Source organism: Ornithinimicrobium carbonis (assembly GCF_977012275.1).
Window position 1 is genome coordinate 2,932,808 of the sequence record NZ_OZ348993.1, and the last position, 24,048, is coordinate 2,956,855.

The 24,048-nt window shown below is 73.9% G+C and carries 23 protein-coding genes; 20 read left to right on the forward strand and 3 right to left on the reverse strand.

The window, feature by feature from the left end:
• Window positions 1–7: 7 nt before the first annotated feature.
• The 10 genes from ACWHYA_RS13425 to ACWHYA_RS13470 all read left to right on the forward strand — a co-directional run bounded on the left by ACWHYA_RS13425 (window position 8) and on the right by ACWHYA_RS13470 (window position 10,662).
• Complete coding sequence (locus ACWHYA_RS13425) at window positions 8–1,036, forward strand: tRNA (adenine-N1)-methyltransferase (protein WP_425942557.1); 1,029 nt, start codon at window positions 8–10, stop codon at window positions 1,034–1,036.
• A complete protein-coding gene (arc, locus tag ACWHYA_RS13430) occupies window positions 1,033–2,685 on the forward strand; it encodes a proteasome ATPase (protein ID WP_425942558.1) in 1,653 nt (550 codons plus the stop codon). Before ACWHYA_RS13425 ends, arc begins: the two co-directional genes overlap by 4 nt.
• Before the next feature lie 11 nt (window positions 2,686–2,696).
• The gene (locus ACWHYA_RS13435; RefSeq protein WP_425942559.1) at window positions 2,697–3,059 is read left to right on the forward strand and encodes a DUF3054 domain-containing protein; all 363 of its coding nucleotides are present in this window, start codon (window positions 2,697–2,699) and stop codon (window positions 3,057–3,059) included.
• 10 nt (window positions 3,060–3,069) lie between these two features.
• Window positions 3,070–5,205 carry an MFS transporter gene (locus tag ACWHYA_RS13440; protein ID WP_425942560.1) on the forward strand — a complete coding sequence of 712 codons (2,136 nt, stop codon included), beginning with the start codon at window positions 3,070–3,072 and terminating at the stop codon, window positions 5,203–5,205.
• On the forward strand, window positions 5,202–5,777 hold the full coding sequence (locus ACWHYA_RS13445) for a TetR/AcrR family transcriptional regulator (RefSeq protein ID WP_425942561.1): 576 nt from the start codon (window positions 5,202–5,204) through the stop codon (window positions 5,775–5,777). Before ACWHYA_RS13440 ends, ACWHYA_RS13445 begins: the two co-directional genes overlap by 4 nt.
• Window positions 5,778–5,786: 9 nt before the next feature.
• On the forward strand, window positions 5,787–7,355 hold the full coding sequence (gene dop, locus ACWHYA_RS13450; RefSeq protein ID WP_425942562.1) for a depupylase/deamidase Dop: 1,569 nt from the start codon (window positions 5,787–5,789) through the stop codon (window positions 7,353–7,355).
• 12 nt (window positions 7,356–7,367) lie between these two features.
• Window positions 7,368–7,571, forward strand: coding sequence for a ubiquitin-like protein Pup (locus ACWHYA_RS13455; protein WP_425942563.1), 204 nt, complete (start codon window positions 7,368–7,370; stop codon window positions 7,569–7,571).
• A 5-nt stretch (window positions 7,572–7,576) separates the two neighbouring features.
• Window positions 7,577–8,983 (forward strand): Pup--protein ligase, encoded by a 1,407-nt coding sequence (pafA, locus tag ACWHYA_RS13460; protein WP_425942564.1) that lies wholly within the window; start codon window positions 7,577–7,579, stop codon window positions 8,981–8,983.
• Between the two features lie 171 nt (window positions 8,984–9,154).
• Complete coding sequence (locus ACWHYA_RS13465) at window positions 9,155–10,186, forward strand: FKBP-type peptidyl-prolyl cis-trans isomerase (RefSeq protein WP_425942565.1); 1,032 nt, start codon at window positions 9,155–9,157, stop codon at window positions 10,184–10,186.
• A gap of 77 nt (window positions 10,187–10,263) precedes the next feature.
• A complete protein-coding gene (locus tag ACWHYA_RS13470) occupies window positions 10,264–10,662 on the forward strand; it encodes an FKBP-type peptidyl-prolyl cis-trans isomerase (protein ID WP_425942566.1) in 399 nt (132 codons plus the stop codon).
• Window positions 10,663–10,941: 279 nt separating this feature from the next.
• On the opposite strand, the gene glsA is transcribed toward ACWHYA_RS13470, so the two are convergent.
• Both glsA and ACWHYA_RS13480 read right to left on the reverse strand, forming a co-directional pair.
• A complete protein-coding gene (glsA, locus tag ACWHYA_RS13475) occupies window positions 10,942–11,877 on the reverse strand; it encodes a glutaminase A (RefSeq protein ID WP_425942567.1) in 936 nt (311 codons plus the stop codon).
• 50 nt (window positions 11,878–11,927) lie between these two features.
• Window positions 11,928–13,043 carry a DUF3866 family protein gene (locus ACWHYA_RS13480; protein ID WP_425942568.1) on the reverse strand — a complete coding sequence of 372 codons (1,116 nt, stop codon included), beginning with the start codon at window positions 13,041–13,043 and terminating at the stop codon, window positions 11,928–11,930.
• Window positions 13,044–13,168: 125 nt separating this feature from the next.
• On the opposite strand from ACWHYA_RS13480, the gene ACWHYA_RS13485 reads away from it, so the two are divergent.
• The 7 genes from ACWHYA_RS13485 to ACWHYA_RS13515 are packed head-to-tail and all read left to right on the forward strand — an operon-like array spanning window position 13,169 to window position 21,504.
• Window positions 13,169–14,185: a helix-turn-helix transcriptional regulator gene (locus tag ACWHYA_RS13485; RefSeq protein ID WP_425942569.1), complete on the forward strand. Its 1,017-nt coding sequence runs from the start codon at window positions 13,169–13,171 to the stop codon at window positions 14,183–14,185.
• Entirely contained in the window at window positions 14,185–15,165 is a 981-nt protein-coding gene (locus ACWHYA_RS13490; protein WP_425942570.1) for a helix-turn-helix transcriptional regulator, read from the forward strand. Before ACWHYA_RS13485 ends, ACWHYA_RS13490 begins: the two co-directional genes overlap by 1 nt.
• A gap of 49 nt (window positions 15,166–15,214) precedes the next feature.
• Complete coding sequence (locus ACWHYA_RS13495) at window positions 15,215–15,556, forward strand: Sec-independent protein translocase subunit TatA (RefSeq protein ID WP_425942571.1); 342 nt, start codon at window positions 15,215–15,217, stop codon at window positions 15,554–15,556.
• A 30-nt stretch (window positions 15,557–15,586) separates the two neighbouring features.
• Window positions 15,587–16,411: a twin-arginine translocase subunit TatC gene (gene tatC, locus ACWHYA_RS13500; protein WP_425942572.1), complete on the forward strand. Its 825-nt coding sequence runs from the start codon at window positions 15,587–15,589 to the stop codon at window positions 16,409–16,411.
• Window positions 16,408–17,316, forward strand: a complete 909-nt coding sequence (locus ACWHYA_RS13505; RefSeq protein WP_425942573.1) for a diacylglycerol/lipid kinase family protein — start codon at window positions 16,408–16,410, stop codon at window positions 17,314–17,316. The genes tatC and ACWHYA_RS13505 overlap by 4 nt, the downstream gene beginning before the upstream one ends.
• A gap of 9 nt (window positions 17,317–17,325) precedes the next feature.
• The gene (locus ACWHYA_RS13510) at window positions 17,326–20,247 is read left to right on the forward strand and encodes a DEAD/DEAH box helicase (RefSeq protein WP_425942574.1); all 2,922 of its coding nucleotides are present in this window, start codon (window positions 17,326–17,328) and stop codon (window positions 20,245–20,247) included.
• A 48-nt stretch (window positions 20,248–20,295) separates the two neighbouring features.
• Window positions 20,296–21,504 carry an acetyl-CoA C-acetyltransferase gene (locus ACWHYA_RS13515; protein ID WP_425942575.1) on the forward strand — a complete coding sequence of 403 codons (1,209 nt, stop codon included), beginning with the start codon at window positions 20,296–20,298 and terminating at the stop codon, window positions 21,502–21,504.
• A gap of 7 nt (window positions 21,505–21,511) precedes the next feature.
• On the opposite strand, the gene ACWHYA_RS13520 is transcribed toward ACWHYA_RS13515, so the two are convergent.
• Window positions 21,512–22,477: a 5'-3' exonuclease gene (locus ACWHYA_RS13520; protein WP_425942576.1), complete on the reverse strand. Its 966-nt coding sequence runs from the start codon at window positions 22,475–22,477 to the stop codon at window positions 21,512–21,514.
• 33 nt (window positions 22,478–22,510) lie between these two features.
• Between ACWHYA_RS13520 and ACWHYA_RS13525 the strand changes: the two genes are divergently transcribed.
• The 3 genes from ACWHYA_RS13525 to ACWHYA_RS13535 are packed head-to-tail and all read left to right on the forward strand — an operon-like array spanning window position 22,511 to window position 24,045.
• Window positions 22,511–22,876, forward strand: a complete 366-nt coding sequence (locus tag ACWHYA_RS13525; RefSeq protein ID WP_425942577.1) for a hypothetical protein — start codon at window positions 22,511–22,513, stop codon at window positions 22,874–22,876.
• Between the two features lie 9 nt (window positions 22,877–22,885).
• Window positions 22,886–23,344, forward strand: coding sequence for an Lrp/AsnC family transcriptional regulator (locus tag ACWHYA_RS13530; RefSeq protein WP_425942578.1), 459 nt, complete (start codon window positions 22,886–22,888; stop codon window positions 23,342–23,344).
• 11 nt (window positions 23,345–23,355) lie between these two features.
• Window positions 23,356–24,045: a phosphatase PAP2-related protein gene (locus ACWHYA_RS13535; protein ID WP_425942579.1), complete on the forward strand. Its 690-nt coding sequence runs from the start codon at window positions 23,356–23,358 to the stop codon at window positions 24,043–24,045.
• Window positions 24,046–24,048: the final 3 nt, after the last annotated feature.

Sequence of the window (24,048 nt, forward strand, 5' to 3'; positions counted from 1 at the left end):
TGGCCGGGTGAGCACCCCTGCGACCGGCGCCGACCTGCGCCGAGGCCCCTTCCGCCCCGGCGACCGCGTGCAGCTGACCGATCCCAAGGGGCGGTTGCACACCATCACGCTGGAGCCGGGCAAGGACTTCCACACCCACCGCGGCCACCTGAAGCACGACGACCTGATCGGCGCCCCCGACGGCAGCGTCGTGCGTCACAGCTCGGGGGCCGACTACCTCGCCCTGCGGCCGCTGCTGTCGGACTACGTGCTCTCCATGCCCCGCGGCGCCCAGGTGGTCTATCCCAAGGACGCGGGGATGATCGTCACCTACGCCGACATCTTCCCCGGAGCCACCGTGGTGGAGGCCGGCGTCGGCTCGGGCGCCCTGTCGCTGTCCCTCCTGCGTGCGGTCGGGGACTCCGGCCGGCTGCTGTCCATCGAACGCCGGGAGGACTTCGCCGACATCGCGCGGGCCAACGCGCGGGCCTTCTTCGGCCAGGACCACCCCGCCTGGACGGTCACCGTCGGCGACCTCGTGCAGACCCTGCCCGACGCCGTCGAGCCGGGCACCGTGGACCGGGTGGTGCTGGACATGCTCGCCCCCTGGGAGTGCCTCGACGTCGTCGGCGACGCCCTCGCCCCCGGCGGGGTGCTCATCTGCTACGTCGCCACGGCCACCCAGCTCTCCCGTGTCGCCGAGGCCGCGCGCACCCACGGCGGCTGGACGGAGCCGCAGGCCTGGGAGTCCCTCGTGCGCGACTGGCACCTCGAGGGGCTCGCGGTCCGGCCGCAGCACCGGATGCACGGGCACACCGGGTTCCTTCTCACGGTGCGTCGCCTCGCTCCGGACACCTCCCCCCCGCTGCGCAGGCGCCGGCCGGCCAAGGGTGCCTACGGCGAGGACTACGTCCCCGCGGACGAGGGCGAGTGGACCCCCGAGGAGCTCGGGGAACGGCCCGTGTCCGACAAGCGCCTACGACGCACCCGTCGCGAGGCGCAGGCGACCGCGGACCGGCGCGACCCCGTCGTCCCCACCGGACAGGAGCACGAGTGAGCGAGCAGCCCTTCCGGGAGCGTCACCTGCAGCAGCAGGTGCAGTCCCTCTCCTCGCGTCTGAGCGACCTCAAGGCGCACAACGACCAGCTGGCCTCGACCCTGCGCACCGCCAAGGAGCAGATCAGCGGGTTGCGCGAGGACCTGGACGCGCTGGGTCGGCCGCCCCTGAGCCTGGGCCAGGTGCTGCGCCTCGTGGGGGACGGCACCGTCGACGTCGCCGTCGCCGGGCGCCGGGTCCGTACCCACGTGACCGCCGAGATCTCCACCGAGGAGCTCCGACCCGGTCGGGAGGTGCTGCTCAACGAGGCGCAGGCCGTGGTCGGCGTCGGCGGCTACGAGCGGGCGGGCGAGGTGGTCGTCTGCAAGGAGCTTCTCGGCGAGGACCGCGTCGTGGTGATCGTGCGCGGCGAGGACGAGCGCGTGTGCCGGCGGGCCGGGTCCCTGCGGGAGGAACCGGTGCGCATCGGCGACGGGCTGCTCCTGGACCCCCGCAGCGGCTTCGTCACCGAGCGGATCCCGCGGCCCGAGGTGGCCGAGCTGGTCCTGGAGGAGGTGCCGGACATCTCCTACGACGACATCGGCGGGCTCGCCGGACAGATCGAGCAGATCCGTGACGCGGTCGAGCTCCCGTTCCTGCACGCCGACCTCTACGAGGCCCACCAGCTGCGCCCGCCCAAGGGCGTGCTGCTCTACGGGCCGCCCGGCTGCGGCAAGACGCTCATCGCCAAGGCCGTCGCCGCCTCCCTCGCCCGCCAGTCGGCCGAGCGACGGGGGACGACCGAGGAGTCCTCGCGCGCCTACTTCCTCAACATCAAGGGACCGGAGCTGCTCAACAAGTACGTCGGCGAGACCGAGCGGCACATCCGCTCGATCTTCCAGCGGGCCAGGGAGAAGTCGGCCGACGGCGACCCGGTGGTCGTCTTCTTCGACGAGATGGAATCGCTCTTCCGCACCCGCGGGTCCGGGGTGTCCTCGGACGTGGAGACTACGATCGTGCCCCAGCTCCTCGCGGAGATCGACGGGGTGGAGCGCCTGGACAACGTCATCGTCATCGGCGCCTCCAACCGTGAGGACATGATCGACCCGGCCATCCTGCGACCCGGGCGTCTGGACGTGAAGATCAAGATCGAGCGCCCGGACGCGGTGGGTGCACGGGACATCTTCACCAAGTACCTGACGACGGAGGTGCCGCTGCACCCCGACGAGCTGGCCGCCCACCGGGGAGACCGGCAGGCCACGGTGTCCGCCCTCATCGACGAGGTCGTCGGACGGATGTATGCCGTGCGCCCGGAGAACGCCTTCCTGGAGGTGACCTACGCCGGTGGCGACAAGGAGGTCCTCTACTTCAAGGACTTCGCCTCCGGGGCGATGGTGCACAACATCGTCGACCGGGCGAAGAAGCTGGCGATCAAGGACCTGCTGACGCACGGCCAGGAGGGCCTGCGCGCCACCCACCTGGACCGGGCCTACCTGGACGAGTTCAAGGAGAACGAGGACCTGCCGAACACCACCAACCCCGACGACTGGGCGCGGATCTCGGGCAAGAAGGGCGAGCGGATCAGCTACATCCGCACGCTCGTCGGCGACAGCACGGGCACCTCCCCGGGCCGCGCCGTCGACCCCGAGCCTCCGGCGCACTACCACTGAGGGCCGGGAGCGTGCTGAGGCGCCACGCCTTCTGGCTCGACCTGGGGGTCGTCCTGATCTTCGCGGCCGCGGGCCGACGCAGCCACGAGCTCGACGGTTCGGTGCTCGGCGTGCTGCAGACCGCGTGGCCCTTCCTCGTCGGCCTGGCCGTGGGCTGGATCGCGGTGCGCCGCCAGCCGGCCGACCGGCGGGTGTGGTGGCTCGACGGGACGGTCGTCGCGCTCTCCGTCCTCGTCGTGGGCATGCTGCTGCGGCTGGCGGGTGGCCAGGGGACCGCGCTGCCGTTCGTCCTCGTCGCCACCGGGCTCGTGACGGCCGGGATCCTGGGCTGGCGGGCGGTCGACGCGGCGGTGGGGGCCCGTCGCAGCGGCTAGCATGGTGAACATGCGTTCACCGGGGGTCGAGCAGACCCGCCTGCCACCCTCGACCGGCCTCGTCATCACGGTCCTGGCCCTGTGCGGCACGCTCGTGTCGCTGCAGCAGACGCTCGTGCTGCCGCTGCTGCCGGACTTCCCGGCGATCCTGGACACTACCAGCGACAACGCCTCCTGGCTGGTCACCATCACGCTGCTCACCGCCGCGGTGGGCACGCCGATCGTCTCCCGCCTGGCCGACATGTTCGGCAAGAAGCTCATGCTGGTCGTCTGCATGGGTGCGGTGATCCTCGGCTCGGTCGTCGCCGCGCTGAGCACGAGCCTGGCCGTCGTGGTGCTCGGACGCGGACTGGCCGGCCTGGGGGCCTGCCTGGTCCCGGTCGGGATCAGCATCATGCGCGACCACCTGCCCGCCGAGAGCGTCGGGTCCGGGGTGGCGCTCATGTCGGCGACGCTGGGCATCGGGGGAGCGGTGGGGATGCCGCTCGCCGGGATCATCTACGACAACTTCGACTGGCACGCCCTCTTCTACGTCTCGGGCGGCTTCGCCGTCGTCATGCTGGTCGCGGTGCTCCTCGTGGTGCCCGAGTCGACGGTGCGCACGCGCGGCCGGTTCGACTACGTCGGAGCGGTGCTGCTGTCGGTGGCGCTGACCTGCTTCCTGCTCGCCGTCAGCAAGGCGGGGACGTGGGGGTGGGCCTCGCCGCTGACCCTGAGCATGCTCGCCGCCGCCGGCCTCGTGCTGGCCGCCTGGGTCCCCTGGGAGCTGCGTGCCGGGCAGCCGCTCGTCGACATCCGCACCTCCATGCGGCGCACGGTGCTGCTGACGAACTCCGCCTCGGTGCTCGTGGGTTTCGCCATGTTCGCCAACTTCCTCACCTCCGTCCAGCAGGTGCAGATGCCGGCCAGCACCGGCTACGGCTTCGGCCTCTCCGTCGTGGAGACCGGCCTGTGGATGCTGCCGAGCGGGATCCTCATGGTGGCCATGTCACCGGTGTCGGCCCGCCTCATCCGCCGCCACGGGCCGCGGATCGTGCTGATCGGCGGCTCGGTGCTCATGGCCGTGGGCTTCATCGGCCGCTCCCTGCTGCACTCCTCGGTCGCTGAGGTCATGGTCACCTCCGGCCTGGCCTCCCTCGGTACCGCGCTCGCCTTCGCCGCGATGCCCACCCTCATCATGCGGGCCGTCCCGATCACCGAGACCGCCTCGGCCAACGGCCTCAACACGCTGCTGCGCTCGATCGGGACGTCCTCGGCCTCGGCCATGGTGGCCGCCGTCTTCGCCGCCGGCATGGTGGTGACACCGTCTGGGGAGGCCGCGCCCACGTTCACGGCATACCAGGTCGTCTTCTGGTCCGGCACCGCCGCGGCCCTCGGGGGTGCGCTCATCGCGGCGTTCATCCGCCGGCCGGTGCCGGTGGGCGAGCGCGCACCGAGCCGCACGGGCGTGCCGGCGCCGGCGGGGGAGCGTACCCACGTCAAGGTCGAGGGCGAGCTGCCCGAGGTGGTCGTGCGCGGGCGGGTCCTCTCGCCGCAGGGGCGCCCGCTGCGCCAGGCCGTGGCCACCGTCCTGCACACCGACGGCCGCCACGTGGACTGGGGCCGCACCGACAACGACGGGCGGTTCGCGCTGGCCCTGCCCGAGGAGGGCCGCTACCTGCTCGTGGTGTCCGCCGACGGCTGGGCCCCGCAGTCCGGCCTCGTGGCGCTGGAGGCGGGGGAGACCGAGCCGGTGACGATGACCCGGCGCCTGCTCCTGTCCGGCCGCGTCACCGACGGCGGGGTGCCCGTGGGCGGGGCGATGATCTCCCTCATCAAGCACTCCGGGGAGTACGTCGGCACCTCCTACGCCGAGGCCGACGGCGGCTACGAGATCGGGCTGCCACCACCGGGCCGCTACGTGCTGACGGTCGTGGACCACGCCAGCGGCCGGGCACGCTCGCGCGCGCTGTCGGTCCTCTCGACGTCGACGACCCTGGACGTGGACCTGCAGACCGGCGTCCCCAGGCCCCAGGAGCAGGTGCCGGCGGGGACGCGCGGGGTGGGGACGGTGCTGCGCGGCAGCGTCGACACCGGCCCCTCCCCGGACCCGGCGGGCCGGCCGGCGCAGACGTCGACGCCGGTGACCGCCGGAGGTGCACGGTGAGCCCCGCCGGGGACGCCGCGCAGACGCGGGAGGTCGTCCTGCAGGTGGCCCGACGGCTCTTCGGCGAGCGCGGTTACGCCACCGTGACCATCCGGGAGGTGGCCGCCCAGGCCGGCGTCTCCCCGTCGATGGTCATGAAGGTCGCCGGCAGCAAGGAGCAGCTGTACGCCCTCGCCACCCCCGCCGAACCGACCCCGTTGCCCCCGGACGTACCCCTGGAGGGGCTCGGCGAGCTGCTCGTCTCCCGGCTCCTGCAGCGGCGCGACGACGAGGCCGCCGAGCCCTGGCTGCGGGCCCTCTACCTGCTCGTGGAGGCACCGGACCCGGAGGCGGCCCGGGCGGAGTTCCGCGACCGCTTCCTGCGGCGCTTCCCCACGGACGGGGAGGGCCGGCGGCACGCCGACGAGGCGGCCTGCCTCATGCTGGGGCTGGCGGCCGGCGTGCGCGCCTTCCGGCTCCTGGACCCCGGGAGCACCGACGCGCAGGCGGTCGTCCGGGAGTACGGCGCCCTGCTGCAGCAGGTGCTCGACCGGATCGACCTGGGACGCACCGCCGGCGGCGGGGAGGCCTAGGGTGGCCGGGTGAGCGTGCTGCGGGTCGTGGGGATCGAGACCGAGCTGGGCATCACCAGCACCCAGGTCGACGGGCAGGGACGCCCGCTGAGTCCGATGGTCCTCTCCGGCCAGGTGGTGCGGGCCTACGCGGCGGGCGCGGGCCCGGGCGCGGCGCTGCCGCCCTCGGCGGGCTGGGACTACGCCGACGAGACGCCGCTGCGCGACGCGCGAGGCTACGAGATGGCGCGGGCGCTGGCCGACGTCTCCCAGCTGACCGACGTGGAGGACCCGACGATCGCCACGACGGTGCTCTCCAACGGCGCCCGGTTCTACGTCGACCACGCCCACCCGGAGTACTCCTCGCCCGAGGTGACCTCCCCGCTGGAGGCGGTGCGCTACGACCGCGCGGGTGAGCTGGTCGCCCGGGCGGCCGTCGGCACGCTCGCCGAGCAGGGCGCCCAGGTGCGGCTGTACAAGAACAACGTCGACGGCAAGGGCGCCAGCTACGGCACCCACGAGAACTACCTGGTGCCCCGCAGCGTGCCCTTCGACCGGATCGCCCGCCACCTCATCCCCTTCCTCGTGGCCAGGCCGGTGATCGCGGGAGCGGGCCGTGTGGGGCTGGGCCAGGCCAGCGAGCGCGCGGGGTTCCAGCTGAGCCAGCGGGCCGACTACCTCGAGGCCCAGGTCGGGCTGGAGACCACGCTGCGCCGCCCGATCGTCAACACCCGCGACGAGCCCCACGCCACCCCCGACCGGCACCGCCGGCTGCACGTCATCGTCGGGGACGCCACCATGGCCGACGTGACGACCTACCTTGCGGTGGGGTCCCTCTCGGCCGTGCTGCGCCTCCTGGAGACCTCTCCCGGACTGCTCCCCGAGCTGGACCTGGTCGACCCGGTCCGGGCGGTCAAGGACATCTCGCACGACCCCACCCTGTCCACCACCGTGGAGACCGTCGACGGCCGCCGGTTCACCGGCCCCGACCTGCTGGAGGCCTACCTGGAGGCGGTATGGCTCGCCGCGGGCTCCGGGCACGACGCGTGGGCGGGCCAGGACGGGGGCGCCGGACCCGACGCCGCCACGGTGGAGGTGCTCACCCGGTGGCAGGAGGTCCTCGACGACCTGCGGGCAGACCCCGCCCGGTGCGCCGACCGGGTCGAGTGGGTCGCCAAGCTGTCCCTCCTGGAGCGCTACCGCGAGCGCGCCGGAGCGACCTGGGAGGACCACCGCCTGGCGGCGATGGACATCCAGTGGCACGACCTGGACCCGGAGAGGGGCCTGGCCCAGCGGCTGCGCGCCGCCGGGCGGCTGGAGCGGCTGGTGCCGCAGGACCTCGTCGAGGCGGCCGTGACCGAGCCGCCGTCCGACACGCGGGCCTGGTTCCGGGGCGAGTGCGTGCGGCGCTACGGCCCGTACGGCGACGTCCCGGCCGCCTCCTGGGACTCGGTGGTGATGCTCGACGAGGGCGGGCGCCGGCACCGGGTCCGCACGCCCGAGCCTGCCACCGCCACCCGGGAGCGGACCGGGCCGCTGCTGGAGCGGCATACCCGCACCGCCGGCCTGCTCACCGAGCTGGCCTCCGAGACCGTCTGAGAGGATCGCCCCATGTCCGAGCAGCACCGCATCTCGCGCCGTCGCGACGAGGACCCGCCCGAGCCGGAGACCCCGGCCCCGGCCGCGCCGCAGACCGGGAGCCTGGACGCCCGCCGCGACGAGGAGCTGGACTCCCTCCTCGACGAGATCGACGGGGTCCTGGAGACCAACGCCCAGGACTTCGTCCACGGCTTCATCCAGAAGGGTGGCCAGTAGCGCCCGTGGACGACCGGGTGATGGGGATCGAGACCGAGTTCGGGGTCAACGCGACCTTCCGGGCCGGTCCACGCCTGGCGCCCGACGAGGTCGCCCGCTACCTCTTCCGCAAGGTCGTGGCCTGGGGGCGCTCCAGCAACGTCTTCCTCGTCAACGGGTCCCGGCTCTACCTCGACGTCGGCTCCCACCCCGAGTACGCCACCGCCGAGTGCACCGACCTGCTGGACCTGGTCGCCCACGACAAGGCCGGCGAGCTCATCGTCCAGGACCTCGCGGACGACGCCGAGCAGCGCCTGGCCGAGGAGGGGATGGACGCCACCGTCTACGTGCTGAAGAACAACGTCGACTCCCGAGGCAACTCCTACGGCTCGCACGAGAACTACCTCGTCCGGCGCACGCCCCGGCTGGAGCGCATCACCGACCCGCTCGTGCCCTTCCTCGTCACCCGCCAGCTGGTCAGCGGCACCGGGCGCCTGCACGTGGTGGGGGAGCGGGCCACCTTCCTGGTCTCCCAACGGGCCGACCACGTGTGGGAGGGGCTGTCCTCGGCGACGACGCGCTCCCGACCGATCATCAACACCCGCGACGAGCCGCACGCCGACGCCGAGCGCTACCGGAGGCTGCACGTCATCGTGGGCGACTCCACGATGAGCCAGACCACGACGATGGTGCGCGTGGGGATGACCGACCTGGTGCTGCGGATGGTGGAGGCCGGGACCATCGTGCCCGACATGTTCCTGGCCAACCCGGTGCAGGCGATCCGCGAGGTCAGCCGTGACCGGAGCGGTCGCCGGCCGCTGGAGCTGGCCCGGGGCGGGACGATCAGCGCCCTGGACATGCAGACCGCCTTCCTGGGTCTGGTCCGCAGGTATGCCGAGGGCGCCGGCCTGGCGGACGCCAGCCCTCACCGCGAGGTGCTCGAGCTGTGGGAACGCACCCTGCGGGCGGTCGAGAGCGACGACCTGTCCCTCGTCGACACCGAGATCGAGTGGGTGATGAAGAAGACCCTCCTGGAGGGGTATGCCGCGCGCCACGGGCTGGAGCTGCACGACGACCGGCTGCTGCAGCTGGACCTGGCCTGGCACGACGTGCACCCGCGCCGGGGGGTGATGTCGGTGCTCGAGCGGCAGGGGAGGGCGCGCACCGTCGTGTCCGCGGAGCGGGTGGCCACGGCCATGCACGAGCCGCCCCGCACCCGGGCCTGGCTGCGCGGGCAGTTCGTGCGCGTCGCCCAGGAGCACCGGCGCGACTTCACCGTCGACTGGGTGCACCTGAAGCTCAACGACACCGCCCAGCGCACGGTCGTCTGCAAGGACCCCTTCTCCGCGGTCGACGCCCAGGTGGACGAGCTCATCGAGTCGATCCGGCGGGCCGGGCGGACGGCCGACACCCCCACCGTGCGCGGGGTGTAGCGACCGGCCCGGGCCGGGGAGGGGCGCCGCTCGGTGGTGCGGCCGGACGCGGCCGCCCAGGGCGCTCCCACCGGGCACCCAGGTTCAGATGGTTACGCTTGCCCGGTTGCACCGGTCGCGCGGCCACCGCCGCGGGCCTCCCGCCCTACCCGAGATTGTGAAGGAACGCGCGTGCGCTCTCCCCGACTGCGGATGGTGGCCCTCGCCGCCGCCCCGCTGCTGCTCCTGTCCGCCTGCTCCACGGACGGGGGGACGGACGGCGCCGGCCAGAGCGACGATGCCGCCGCCACCTCGGCCGCCCCGACGGGCGACGTGTCCGAGCTCGCGGTGGACACCTCCGGCGACGCGCCGCAGATCACCCGCGACGGCGAGCCGTTGGCCGAGGGTGAGCTGCCCTTCGCCGTCGCGCAGACCCAGGTCGAGGAGGTCGAGGCGGGCGACGGCGACGAGGTCGCCGAGGGCGACGAGGTGCGGGTGCGCTACCTGAGCGTCAACGGCACCAACGGCGAGGAGGTGCTGTCCACCTTCGCCCAGGAGGACCCGGTCACCCTCGACCTGTCCAACGAGCTGCTCTTCCCGGCCTTCCTCGAGGAGCTCCCCGGACGTCGGGCCGGCGACGGCCTGCTCATGGCCCTGCCCCCGGACGCCGCGTTCGGCAACCAGGGCAACAGCCAGCTGGGGATCGGTGCCGAGGACACCCTGGTGTTCTACATGGAGATCGTCGACAGCGCCGCACCGCTCACCGAGGCCACCGGGGAGGAGGTCGAGCCCGAGGAGGGGCTGGTCGAGGTCGAGGCCGACGGCCAGAACGCCGCCACCATCACGATCCCCGACGACGCCGAGGCGCCCGACGAGCTCGTCGTCCAGCCGCTCATCGAGGGGGAGGGCGCGGAGGTCAAGGCCGGCCAGTCCATCAGGGTGCACTACACCGGCGTGAAGTTCTCCGACGGCGAGGGCTTCGACAACTCCTACGACCGCGGCGAGCCGGCCGAGTTCCCGATCGGCGTCGGCCAGGTCATCCAGGGCTGGGACGAGGGCCTGGTCGGTCAGACGGTCGGCTCCCGCGTGCTGCTCGTCATCCCGGCCGAGCAGGCCTACGGCGAGGCTCCGGACCAGGACGACGAGAGCCAGACCACGGCGCCCGCGCACGAGCTGGCCGGCGAGACGCTGGTCTTCGTCGTGGACATCCTCGGCGCCTACTGACCCGCCCGGGCGGCCCGAGCGGCCCGAGCGCGCCATCCCGGCACACCACCCCAGAGACACCCACGAAGGAGCACCGCATGTCCGACTCCCCCTTCGGCCAGGTCAAGAAGGCCAAGCCCGAGATCGACTTCCCCGGAGACACGCCGCCCACCGACCTCGTCGTCGAGGACCTCGAGGTCGGCAAGGGCACCGAGGCGACCGCCGGCTCGCAGATCTCGGCCCACTACGTCGGCGTGGCCTGGTCCACCGGCGAGGAGTTCGACGCCTCCTGGAACCGCGGCCAGCCGCTCGACTTCACCGTCGGCGTGGGCCAGGTCATCCAGGGGTGGGACCAGGGCCTGCTCGGCATGAAGGTCGGCGGCCGCCGCAAGATCGTCATCCCGCCCCACCTGGGCTACGGCGACCGCGGAGCCGGTGGCGCGATCAAGGGCGGCGAGACGCTCATCTTCGTCGTCGACCTCGTCGACGTGCGCTGACCGCACCATCCTCCGCGCAGCGGCGCCCCGTCGGTCCGACCGGCGGGGCGCCGCTGCGTCCCACCCGGCGTGTCGCGTCCCGCCCGACCTGGTGGCCCGGCGTGTCGCGCACTGTGCCGTGCCCGTTGTGGCGTGTCGTGTGCCGACCGGTCTCGTGGTCCGGCGTGTCGCGCACCGTGCCGTTCCCGTTGTGGCGTGTCCTGTGCCAGGGCGCGGATCCTGCACCGAGCAGCCCGGCAGCGGCCCGCGGCCCGCCGGACCATCCCTCGGACCGGCCGCTCAGACCTTGGCCAGCCCCGGTCGCAGCAGGTGCAGGTCGAGCTCGCCGGAGAGCTGCTCCAGGGCCAGGATGCCGCGGACCGAGCTGCCGTGGGTGTCCAGCCGGGGGGAGTAGGCGGCGATCCCGCAGCGTCCGGGCACCGCGGCGATGATGCCGCCGGCGATGCCGCTCTTGCCCGGGAGCCCGACGTCGGTGACCCACTCACCGGCGTCGTCGTACATCCCGCAGGTCATCATCACCGACAGCACCTGCCGGGCGGCGAGGGGGCTGAGGACCCGCTCCTCGGTGCCCGGGACGAGCCCGTCGTGCGCCAGGGTCGCCGCCATCCGGGCGAACTCGACGGTCGTCGCCTCGACCGCGCACTGCCGGGTGTAGCCCTCCACGACGTCGTGCGGGTCGCCGGGCAGCACGCCGAGGGCCTTGAGCAGGTGGGCGATCCCCAGGTTGCGGTGGGCCGCGTCCAGCTCCTGCTCGACGAGGTCCTCGTTGACCGCCAGGTCCCGGCCGGCCATCCGGGACAGCAGGTCGTGCAGGGCGCGGAAGCGCTCCTCGCCGGTCTCCCCGGGCAGGAGGGCGTGGACCGTGAGGGCCCCGGCGTTGATCATCGGGTTGTCCGGCCGGTCGCCGGCCTCCAGCGAGATCCGGTTGAAGGCGTCGCCGGAGGGCTCGACGTCGACGTGCTCGAACACCGTCTCCAGACCCACGGTGTCGATCGCCAGCCCGTAGGCGAACGCCTTGGACATCGACTGGACCGGGAACGGCACGTCCGCGTCGCCCGCCCCCACCCGGTCGTCCTCGCTGTCCACGAGCGCCAGGGCGGTGAGCGACAGGTCGGCCTCGCGGTGCACCGGCAGCTCGTTCGGCTCGCCGTCGTCCACCTCGCGCACACGCTCGACGATCCGGTCCAGCAGGGCCTGCAGCTCGGTGGTGTCCACCGCGCCAGACTAGGGCTCGCTCAGGGCGGGCGGCACGCCCAGCACGCCGGTCACCCCGAGGCCGCCAGGGTGGCCGCCCTGCGTCCGGCCACCGCGGCGGCCACGAACGAGGCGGTGTCCTCCTGAAGGCCCCGGCCCATGGTGGAGAGCGGGACCGCCGACCCGGTGAGCGCGTCCAGGACTCCGTCGACCGGGACGTCCACCGGCCTCAGGTGGGGCGCGGTCCGGACGAGACCGTCCACGGCGGTCCGCACGTCGGCCAGGCAGTCGTCGGTGCTCCTCCTTCCGGTCGCACCGGAGGGGAGGGGCACCTCGGCGGGGTGGGCCAGGACCCGGCCGTATGCCGTCGCGCTGTGGTGGGACAGGCCGCGGTGGCGGGTCCGGGGGTCGGCCTCGGAGACGCGCAGCGAGGCGACCGGACGGCCCCCCAGCACGGCGGCGGCGTTCAGGGCCTCGCCGGCCGAGACCCCGGAGAAGCCCCACCGGGTCCCGGTCCCCAGGTTGCCCGGGCCCTGGGCCACGACCACCAGGTCGGCGCCGACGACGTGGTGGGCTGCCAGCAGGGCGCTGTGCACGGTGACCGCCTCGAGGTCGCCGCCGTACGCCTGTCCGGCGGTGACCACCGCCTCGAGCCGACCGTGCTCGCGCAGGAGCGCCACCGTCCGCGAGTAGGCCGCCGGCAGAGCTCCGCCGTCCGTCATGACGTAGACCACCCGCAGGTCCGCGTCCTCGAGCACGACCCCCGCGAGCACCGCCGGGAGCGCGGAGTGCAGGTCGGCGGCCACCACCGGCATACCCCCGAGGTCGTCGGCGTCGGCGAGACGCCCGTGGTGCCTGCCCTCCGGGTCGTCGACCCCCAGCACCATCGTCTGCAGGGGGGTGTAGCGCGCCTTGACGAGGTGCCCGGGCTCCTCGACCTCCCGGGCGGGCCAGGCCTGCGGACGGTCGGGCACGGCGACCACGAGGGCCAGCCCGCCCGTGCCCAGGGAGCGGTCCAGAGCGGTCGTGTTGAGCAGCACCCGGTCCCCGGTCCGGGGGGTCCCCACGACGTCGGGGTAGGCCAGCGCCCGGAGGCTGTCACCGTCGGGTGTCTGGACGTCCAGGAGGAGCACGCCCGACCACCCCGGGCCGGTCGCCCGCACCACGCCCTCCCGCCACCGGATCACGCAGGCAGCCTAGTGGTCACGACGGCCACCCCCTGCGGAACGACCGCCTGGTGGGACCGACGACGTCGTCCCGGGCGCTCCGGTCCCGGTGGGTGTTCGTACAGGTGTCGAGTAGCGTGTCGGCCATGGCGTCCCGCAGCACCCCGGCGAAGAAGGGGCCCAGCCCCGCCGCGGCCAAGACCGAACGGCTCCTCAACCTCGTTCTCGCCCTGCTGTCGACCCGGCAGCCGCTGTCGCGGGCGCGGATCCGGCTGGCCGTCCCGGACTACGCGGCCGGCAGCGACGAGGCGTTCGAGCGGATGTTCGAGCGCGACAAGGACGAGCTGCGCGCCCTGGGGATCCCGCTGCGGACCGAGCCGATCGACCCGTTCTTCGACGACGAGCCCGGTTACCGGATCGACCAGCGCGAGTACGCCCTGCCCCAGATCGAGCTGGAGCCGGACGAGGTCGCCGTCCTGGGGCTGGCCAGCCGGATGTGGTCACAGGCCTCCCTGGCCGGTCCGGCGGCGCAGGCCCTGCGCAAGCTGGACGCGGCCGGCCTCATGCGCGACGAGGCCTCGGTGGCGGGGCTGGAGCCGCTGCTGCACACCACCGAGCCCGCGTTCGACCCGGTCCGCGACGCGGTCCTGACCCGTACGGCGCTGACCTTCGACTACCGCCGCGCGGGGGAGGGCCGGGCGGTCGTGCGCCGGGTCCAGCCGTGGGGGCTGACCAGCTGGCACGGTCGCTGGTACCTCACCGGGCACGACGTCGACCGCGACGCCCCCCGGGTCTTCCGGCTGGACCGGGTCGTCGGCGCCCCCCGGCGCACCGGCCGGGCCGGCGCGTTCGCGGTGCCGGCCGAGCACGACCCCCGGACGATGATCCGCACCGCGTACGCCGACGACGCGGGGGAGCGCACCGAGGTGGTGCTGCGGGTGCGTGAGGGGAGCGCCTCCTCGCTGCGCCGGCGGGGCGAGGTCGTGCCGGGCAAGGACGGGTGGGACGAGCTGCGGGTGGAGGTCTCCGGCACGGCCTCCCTCGTCCAAGAGGTCGTCGCCGCAGGTCCGGACGTGCGGGTCGTGGCGCCCGAAGAGGTGCGTGGGCAGGTGGTCGCCGCGCTGGCTGCTGTCGTCGTAGCGCACGGGGGGACGGGGGCCTGATGGTGACCTACGAGAGCGCCACGAGCCGGCTGGGCCGGCTGCTGACGATGGTGCCGTGGCTGCTCAACCGGCAGGGCATCGACCTGGCCGAGGCGGCCGACCAGCTGGGCACGAGCGTGGACCAGGTCGTCGACGACCTGCAGCTGCTCTTCGTCTGCGGTCTCCCCGGCCACTACCCCGACGACCTCATCGAGGCCTCCTGGGAGGACGGCCGGGTGCACGTGGCCAACGCCGACACCATCGCCCGGCCGCTGCGGCTGGGCCGGGACGAGGCCCTGGCCCTCATCGTCGCCCTGCGGGCGCTCGCCGACACCCCGGGCCTGACCGACCGGGACGCCATCGACCGGGCGCTGACCAAGCTGGAGACCGCCGCCGGCGACGCGGCCGCCTCGGCCGACCAGCTGCAGGTCACCCTCGACCAGCCCCTGCCGCCGGAGCTGGCCGACCGGCTGCGCCGGGCGATCACCGGGAACCGCCGGGTGCACCTGCGCTACACCGTGGCCAGCCGGGACGAGACCACCGAGCGCGACGTGGACCCGATCCGGGTCGCCGCCGTCGACGGCCGCTGGTACCTGGAGGGCTGGTGCCACCGGGCGCGCGGCGTCCGGCTGTTCCGCCTCGACCGGGTCGAGGACCTGCAGGTGCTCGACGTCGACGGCACCCCGCCGGCGGACCTGGCGCCGCGTGACCTGGGGTCCGGCGTCTACCGGGCGGCGCCGGACGACCTGCGCGTGCAGCTGGAGGTCGATCCGCGGGCCGCGTGGATCACCGAGACCTTCCCGGTCGAGGAGGTGGCGCGGCGCGACGACGGGGTGCTGGAGGTGGTCCTGCCGGTCGCCGACCCCGCCTGGTTGCACCGGCTGGTCCGGCGCGAGGCCGGGGCCGTGCGGGTCACCGCTCCCGCGCACGTCGTCGAGGACGTGGCCCGGGAAGCCCGCGAGGCGATGGTCGGGCACCGGGAGGCGACGCGGATAGACTGACGGACGACCGCGCCCGGCGCCGTGACCGCTCCCGGAAGGGGAACCCACCATGCGCATCCAGATCTGGCACATCGTCGTCCTCATCGTCGCCTTCGTCCTGCTCTTCGGCTGGAAGAACCTGCCGAACGTCTCCCGCAGCCTGGGGGAGTCGATGCGGGTCTTCAAGTCCGAGGTCGACCAGATGAAGGACGAGAACGAGGCCCGCAAGGGACGGTCCCAGGACAGCGCGCTGCCGGGCGGGGACGACGACGTCGCCGGGCGTGCCCCCCGCGACGACCGCGGCACCCGGGACGGCGACCGGTACCGCGACACGGCCCGCGAGGAGTACCGCGAGCTGCGCGACGGCGACGGCGAACCCGACGGTCGCGACGACCGCGGCCCGCGCGTCTGACGCGTCGCGATCGAGGCGCAGCACCCGCCCGTGGCCCGCGGTCGCCGGTCCACCAACCCCGAGGGACGGATGTCCCTCGGGGAGCACTTCCGTGAGCTGCGCAACCGGCTGCTGATCTCCACGATCGCCGTCGTCGCGCTCAGCGTCGTCGGCTGGTACTGGTACCAGGACATCATCGACGTCGTCGCGGCCCCCGTGCAGCGGGTCGCCGAGGAACGGGGGGACGAGCTGGTCACCCTGCGCTTCCAGAACATCACCGAGCCGTTCGCCACCCAGCTCAAGGTCGCCATCTTCAGCGGCATCCTGCTGGCCAGCCCGGTATGGCTGTGGCAGGTCTGGGCTTTTCTGCTACCGGGTCTGACCCGCCCGGAGAAGCGGATCGCGCTGGTCTACTTCTTCATCAGCATCCCGCTCTTCCTCGCCGGCGCCGGCCTGGCCGCCTTCACCTTCCCCCGGCTGGTCGCCATCCTGCTCAGCTTCACGCCCGAGGGCGTGGCCAACATCCAGGGGATGTCGGAGTTCCTCTCCCTGGTCCTCTACTTCATGCTCGCCTTCGGGCTGGCCTTCCTGCTGCCGGTGGTCCTGGTCGCGCTCAACCAGATGCGAATCCTCTCGGCCCGGGCGATGCTGAAGAGCTGGCGGGTCACCCTCTTCGCCATCCTCGTCTTCTCCGCGTTCATGACCCCCGACCCCTCCGCCTGGACGATGCTGGCCATGGCCGCCCCGGTCTTCTTCCTCTTCTGGTGCGCCGTGGGTGTCGCCTTCCTCCTCGAGCGGCGGCGGCGCCGGCGCGGCGACGACCCGGCCGACCGCTACGCCAAGCTGTCGCCCGGGGAGGCCACCCCCCTGACATGAGGTATGCCGTCGCGCACGGGCGGCGCTCGGGGCGCGGCGGCGCGGCGGCCCTGGGGGCCGAGGCGGTCGTCCGGCTGCGCTCCCAGGGGCACGACGTCGTCGAGATCTCCGCCGGGTCCCGTGAGGAGGCCTTCGACCGCTGCCGGGCGCAGGTGGCCGACGGCGTCGACGTGCTCGTCGTCGCGGGCGGCGACGGGATCGTCAGCCTGGCCGCCGACCTGTGCGTCGGCACCTCCACGGCCGTGGGGATCCTGCCGGCGGGCACCGGCAACGACAACGCGCGCTCGCTCTCCATCCCCTTCGACGCCGCGGGCGCCCTGCAGACCCTCGTCGGCGGCCACCGCCGCACCGTGGACGTGCTGCGCGTCGACGAGCTCGACCGGCACGTGCTGGGGTCGGTCAACGCGGGGCTGGACGCGCGCATCGCGCACCGGGCCACCCTGCTGCCGAGGCGCCTCGGTGCCCTGAGCTACACGGTCGCCGCGCTGGTGGAGATCGCCCGCCTGCCCCGGACGCCGCCGCTGCGCTACCGGCTCACGGTCACGTCCGACGCGGGCGCGCCGGCGACCGAGGAGCTGGACGCCCTCGTCGTGGTGCCGGCCAACATGCCCTTCGTCGGCGGTGGTCTGCTGGTGGCCCCCGACGCCGACCCGGCCGACGGCCTGCTCGACCTGGTCGTCATCCGACCCCTCTCACCGCGCCGCGCCCTGACCCTGCTGCGCGCGGTCCGCGCGGGACGGCACACCCGGATGCCCGAGGTGCAGGGGCGCCGGACCCCGCGGGTGCGCATCGAGGGACCGGCCGACGTGCTCGCCCACGGTGACGGCGAGGCCCTCGCCCCGCTGCCGCTGACCGTGGGGGTGGTGCCGTCGGCCCTGCAGGTCGTCGCCCCCGCCCTGACATAGCCTGGGGCCATGGCCAGCCCCGCAGAGCGATACGCCCAGGCCCGCGCACGGGCCGCCCGGCAGGCCTCGGCGGCCGGCCGCTTCGCCGACGGTCTCGGGTTCGACCTCGATCCCTTCCAGGTGCAGGCCCTGGAGGCCGTGCAGGAGGGATCCGGCGTGCTCGTCGCGGCCCCGACGGGGGCCGGCAAGACGGTCGTGGGGGAGTTCGCGGTGTTCCTGGCCCTGGAGACCGGGCGCAAGGCGTTCTACACCACGCCGATCAAGGCGCTGTCCAACCAGAAGTACCACGACCTCGTCGCCCGGCACGGCGTGGAGAACGTCGGTCTGCTCACCGGCGACTCCTCGATCAACGGGGAGGCCCCCGTCGTCGTCATGACGACCGAGGTGCTGCGCAACATGATGTACAGCTCCTCGCCCACCCTCACCGGCCTCGGCTACGTCGTGATGGACGAGGTGCACTACCTGGCCGACCGCTTCCGGGGCGCCGTCTGGGAGGAGGTCATCATCCACCTGCCCGAGTCGGTGCAGGTCGTCTCCCTGTCGGCCACCGTGAGCAACGCGGAGGAGTTCGGCGACTGGTTGCGCACCGTCCGCGGCAACACCGAGGTCATCGTGGCCGAGCACCGCCCCGTGCCGCTGTGGCAGCACATGCTGGTCGGCACCCAGCTGTACGACCTGTTCGTCACCGACGGCGGAGCCGAGGGCAGCACCAGGGTCAACCCCGCCCTCCTGCAGCGGATCGAGCAGGCCGAGCGCTCCACCGGGTGGAGCCGGGAGGACGCCGGGGGACCCCGCGGCCGTCGGGGAGCGGTGCGGGGTCGGTATGCCGACCACCGGGGCCGCGACGACCGGCGCGGGGGACGAGGTGGTCGCGGTCGCGCCGAGCGAGAGGAGCGCGCCGACCGTGGCCGCCGCACCGACGACGTTGTGCCGGTCACGGAGCGCGGAGGCCTGCCCGGGGGCGTGGCCAGCCGGGCCCAGGTCGTCGAGCGGCTGGACCGCGAGGGCCTGCTGCCGGCGATCACCTTCATCTTCAGCCGCGCCGGCTGCGACGCGGCCGTCGGTCAGCTGCTGGGCCGGGGGATGCGGCTCGTCCCGGAGGAGGAGGGCCGCCGCGTCCGCGAGCTCGTCGCCGAGCGGATCGCCGAGGTCGACCCGGCCGACCTGGGCGTGCTGGGCTACCACGACTTCGTCGAGGGGCTCTCCCGGGGTTTCGCCGCGCACCACGCGGGCATGCTGCCGCTGTTCCGGGAGATCGTCGAGGAGCTGTTCACCGCCGGGCGGGTGCGGGCTGTCTTCGCGACCGAGACCCTCGCGCTGGGGATCAACATGCCGGCCCGCAGCGTGGTGCTGGAGAAGCTGGTCAAGTTCAACGGGGAGACGCACGCGCCGGTCACCCCGGCGGAGTACACCCAGCTCACCGGCCGTGCGGGGCGACGGGGCATCGACGTGGAGGGGCACGGCGTCGTGCTCTGGCGGCGGGGGGTCGACCCGCTCGACGTGGCCGGCCTGGCCTCGACCCGGACCTATCCGCTGCGCAGCTCCTTCCGGCCCAGCTCCAACATGGCCGTCAACCTCGTCGCCCAGTACGGCCGCTCGGCCGCCCACGAGCTGCTGCAGAGCAGCTTCGCGCAGTTCCAGGCCGACCGCTCGGTCGTCGGGCTGACCCGCCGGACGAAGGAGAACCAGGAGGCCCTGGACGGCTACGAGGAGGCGATGGCCTGCGACCGCGGCGACTTCCGCGAGTACGGCCGGCTGCGGCACGAGCTGGGCGAGCTGGAGAAGAAGCAGGCCCGGCGTCGGCAGGCGTCGCGCCGGGCCGACATCGCGGTCGCGCTCGACGAGCTGGCGGTGGGGGACGTGGTCCGGCTGGAGGGCTCCCGCAAGGGCACGATGGCGGTCGTCCTGCCCACCTCCCGGGCGAAGGGCTCCGGCGAGCCGACCGCCCTGACCTCCAACGGCAGCCTGCACACCCTCACCGTCGCCGGCTTCCGCGACGTGCCCGACATCATCGGGACCCTCAAGGTGCCCTCCCACTTCAACGCGCGCAGCCCGAGGGCTCGTAAGGACCTGGCCTCGGCACTGCGCGAGAAGGTCCACGAGCCGGTCCCGGGGCGCAACGGCTCCCGCGGGCGCGGGCGGTCGTCCGAGGACGGCGACGGCGACACGGGGGCCTGCGGCACCGCATACCCCTCCTCGCTCGAGACGCGCCTGGACGAGCTGCGCGCGCAGCTGAGGGCCCACCCCTCCCACTCCTGCCCCGACCGGGAGGAGCACGCCCGCTGGGCCGCCCGGTGGTGGCAGCTGCGCCGCGAGACCGACGACCTGCAGCGCCGGGTGTCGGAGCGGACCAACACCGTGGCCAAGACCTTCGAGCGGATCTGCGACCTGCTCTCGACCCTGGGCTACCTCACGGCCGACGGGCAGGAGGTCACCGAGGAGGGGCAGCGGCTGCGGCGGATCTACACCGAGCTGGACCTCGTCGTCGCAGAGGCGCTGCGCCGCGGCAGCTGGCAGCGGCTGTCCGCGGCCGACCTGGCCGCGGTCGTCTCCGCGCTCGTGCACGAGGCCCGGGGCGACGACGTGAGCGAGACGCGGATGCCGGGCGTGGAGGTCGAGGAGTCCCTGGGGGAGATGGGCGCGATCTGGCGCGAGGTCTCCACCCTGAAGGTCGAGCACCGGCTCGAGCCCGACCGTGAGCCCGACCCGGGGATCGCCTGGATGGTGCACCGGTGGGCCTCCGGCCGGGGCCTGGAGGAGGTGCTGCGCGACGGCTCGCTCTCGGCCGGCGACTTCGTGCGCCGCTGCAAGCAGGTCGTGGACCTGCTCGGCCAGATCGCCCAGGCCGCCGACCCGCACGTCGCCCGCACGGCCCGCCGCGCCTCCAGCGCGGTCCTGCGCGGCGTCGTCGCCGCCGACCGGCTCGACTGACCCCCGACCACCCCGACCCCGACCCCGACCCCGACCCGAGGAGAACCCGTGACCGAGATCGTCGTCTGCTCCCCCCTGCGCACCCCCGTCGGCGGCTTCCTGGGCGCGCTGGCCGGCCTGTCGGCCGCGGACCTGGGCACCCAGCTGCTCACCGCGCTGCTGGAGCGCACCGGCCTGCAGGACGGGGACGTCGACGACGTGATCGTCGGCAACGCCAACCCCTCGGGCGAGATCCCCGCCCTGGGCCGCATCCTGGCGCTCAACGTGGGGCTGGACTCCGCGCCGGGCATGCAGCTGGACCGCCGCTGCGGCTCGGGCCTGCAGGCGGTGCTCACCGCCGCCTCGCAGATCGCCGCGGGCGGGGCCAGGCTGATCGTCGCCGGGGGAGCGGAGTCGATGAGCCAGGTCGAGCACTACGCGCTGCTGCGCCAGGGGGTGAGGGGCACCGGGGTCGAGCTGACCGACCGGCTCGCCCGGGCGCGCTCCACCGCCGGCGGCGAGAGGCACCCGATTCCCGGCGGCATGATCGAGACGGCCGAGAACCTGCGCCGCGGGTACTCCATCTCCCGGGAGGCCCAGGACGAGTTCGCGGTGCGCTCCCAGCGGCTCGCCGCCGCCGCCCAGGCGCAGGGCCGCTTCGCCGAGGAGATGGTCCCGGTCGAGGTGACCACCCGCAAGGGCACCACGGTCGTGGACACCGACGAGCACATCCGCCCCGACACCACCCTCGAGGTGCTCTCCGGGCTCCGGCCGATCATGGGCCGCCAGGACGACCGGGCGACCGTCACGGCCGGCAACGCCAGCGGGCAGAACGACGCGGCGGCGCTGTGCGTGGTGACCACGCGGGAGCATGCCGAGGCCAGGGGACTGACGCCGCTGCTGGCGCTGCGCTCCTGGGCCGTGGCGGGCGTCGCCCCCGAGACGATGGGCATCGGCCCCGTCCCCGCCTCGGCGGCCGCGCTGGAGCGGGCCGGGCTGACCCTGGACGACCTGGACCTCATCGAGCTGAACGAGGCCTTCGCCGCGCAGGTGCTGGCCGTGCTCACCGAGTGGGGGATGCGCGACCCCTCGACCTGGGACCGGCTCAACCCCAACGGGTCGGGCATCTCCCTGGGCCATCCGGTCGGTGCGACCGGCGCGCGCATCCTGGCCACGCTGGCCCAGGAGCTGCACCGCCGCGAGGGTCGCTACGCCCTGGAGACCATGTGCATCGGCGGTGGGCAGGGCCTGGCCGCGGTGTTCGAGCGGGTCGTCTGAGCGGTCCTCAGCCCGGGCGCAGCTCCAGCGCCTTGAGCAGCCGTCCCACGGGGCTGCCCAGGTCGTAGGCCTCGACCAGCTGCTGGAGCGTCTCGGGGTCGGCGAGCTCCCGGGGGACGGTGAGCGGGACGTCCGGGAGCGGGGCGTCGGGCGCGACCGTGACGACCAGGGGCGCGGCGTCGAGGTAGTCCGAGGCCGCCTCCAGGTGGGTGCGCCGGGCCCCCTTGATCGCGGGGTCGCCGTCGTCGACGGCCTGCCGCAGGGCGGCCAGGGAGCCGTAGGTCCGGAGAAGCTGGGCCGCCGTCTTGTCGCCGATCCCCCTGACGCCCGGAAGCCCGTCGCTGGCGTCCCCGCGCAGCGTCGCCATCTCGGCGTAGGCCGTGCCGGTGGGGACGCCGTAGCGTTCCTGCAGGTCCGCCTGGCGCACCACCTCGGCGTCACGCACCCCGCCCCGGGCGGTGTAGACGACGCTGACGTCGGCCTCGTCGTCGACGAGCTGGAACAGGTCGCGGTCACCGGTCACCACCGAGATCGGCATCCGGCCCCGGTGGCGGGCGGTGAGGGTGCCGATGACGTCGTCGGCCTCGTAGCCGGGGGACCCGAGCACGGGGATGCCGAACGCCTCCAGCGCCCGGCGCAGCACCGGCACCTGGACCTCGAGCTCGGGTGGAGCCTCCTCCTTCTCCTGCGAACCCTCGACCAGGCGGTGAGCCTTGTACGTGGGGATGGCCTCGACCCGGAACGCCGGACGCCAGTCGTCGTCCCAGCAGGCGACGAGGTGGGTGGGCCGGAACCGGGTCACGAGGGTGGACACCATGTCGAGCAGCCCCCGGGTGGCGTTGGTCGGCGTGCCGTCCGGAGCGGGGCGCAGGTCCTTGACCCCGAAGAAGGCCCTGAAGTAGAGGGAGGCGGTGTCCAGCAGGAGCAGCCGCTGGTGCTGGTGCCGTGCGCCCTGTGCGTCGTTCCCGTCCATGAGGCCCCACCCTAGGACTGCTAGCGTGCCGACGTGCCGCGCCCCACCACCCAGCTCCTCCTGCCCTGGACCGCCGTGCTGGTCACGGTGGGGACCGCCGGGGTGCTGCTGCTGGGCCCGCTGTGGGACACCGCCGAGGGCGAGAACCCGCTCACCCGACCCGATCCGGCGGTCGCCGACGTGCTGCGGCTGGCCGTGCCCACCCTGGTCGTCGCCCTCACCGTCGCGGTGGCGCTGCTGCTGCCGCGGCGACGGGTCCTCGCCGGGGTCGTGCTCGTGGCGCTGCTGGCCCTGGTCCTGACGGCCCCGACCCCGCTGCCCCTCTGGTTCGCGCCCGCGCTGGTGCTCACCGCCGCTGGGTATGTCGTGGCCGTCCGGGCGGGAGGACCCGCGCACTAGGGTGGCGGGATGGAAGCCCTCGACCGGAACATCGTCCAGGTCCTGGCCCTGGACGGCCGGATCTCCTTCGCCGACCTGGGGCGCCAGGTGGGACTGTCCACCTCCGCGGTGCACCAGCGGGTCAAGCGGCTCGAGGAGCGGGGGATCATCAAGGGCTACCGCGCCGTGGTCGACTACACCGCCGTGGGGCTGCCGCTGACCGCGCTCATGTCGGTGACCCCCTTCGACCCGGCCGCCGACGACGACATCCCCGAGCGGCTCGCGGACATCGACGAGATCGTCGCCTGCTGGTCGGTGGCGGGCGACGAGAACTACATCCTGCTGATCCGGGTCCAGCGTCCCCAAGAGCTCGAGGAGCTGCTGGCACGCATCCGCCAGCAGGGATCCTGCTCCACCAACACCACGATCGTCCTCTCCACGCCGTGGGAGGACCGCCTGGGACGGCTGCCGACGAACCCGGTCGTCTGAACCCGCCCCGGATGGACCACGCCCCGCCCGCCGCCCGCCCCCGATCCCTGTCCACCGCCTGGACCGTGGCCCTGGCGCTGGGCCTGCTCGCCCTGGGCGCGACCTTCCTGGGGAACCTGCTGATCACCACGAGGTTCGCCGACGCGGTGCGCCCCGACGACCTGCTCTTCGAGCTGTTGCCCCACGTCCGCCCGGCCCGGTGGCTGACCCTGGCCGCCCTGGTCGTGGGGTTCGGGGTCTTCCTGGGCGACCTGGTGCGCTCCGGCCGGACCGCCCTGCTGCCCGCGGTCGGGGCGGTGTTCGCGGTGATGTACCTCCTGCGGGCCGGGATCATGGTGCTGACCCCGCTGGCGCCGGCGCAGGGGGACGGCCCGTTCCTGTTCTCCCTCCAGCAGTACGGCATGTTCCCCTCCGGGCACGTGGCCGCGGTGACGCTGCTGGCCATGCTCACCGCGGCCGACCGGCCACGCCTGCGGATGCTGCAGCGCACGCTGGTGGTCGTCATGGCGGCCGCGCTCGTCCTGGCCCACGGCCACTACTCCATCGACGTCGTCGGTGGACTGCTGCTGGCCTTCTTCGTCGTCCGGTCCTGGGGGCCGGAGGGGATGTTCGCGCCCCTCGCGCGGGTCACCGGCCCCGGGCCGCCCACGCGCCGTAGGCTCGGACCGGGCCAGGCACCGTGCGGGTGCGACGGCCCCTAGGAG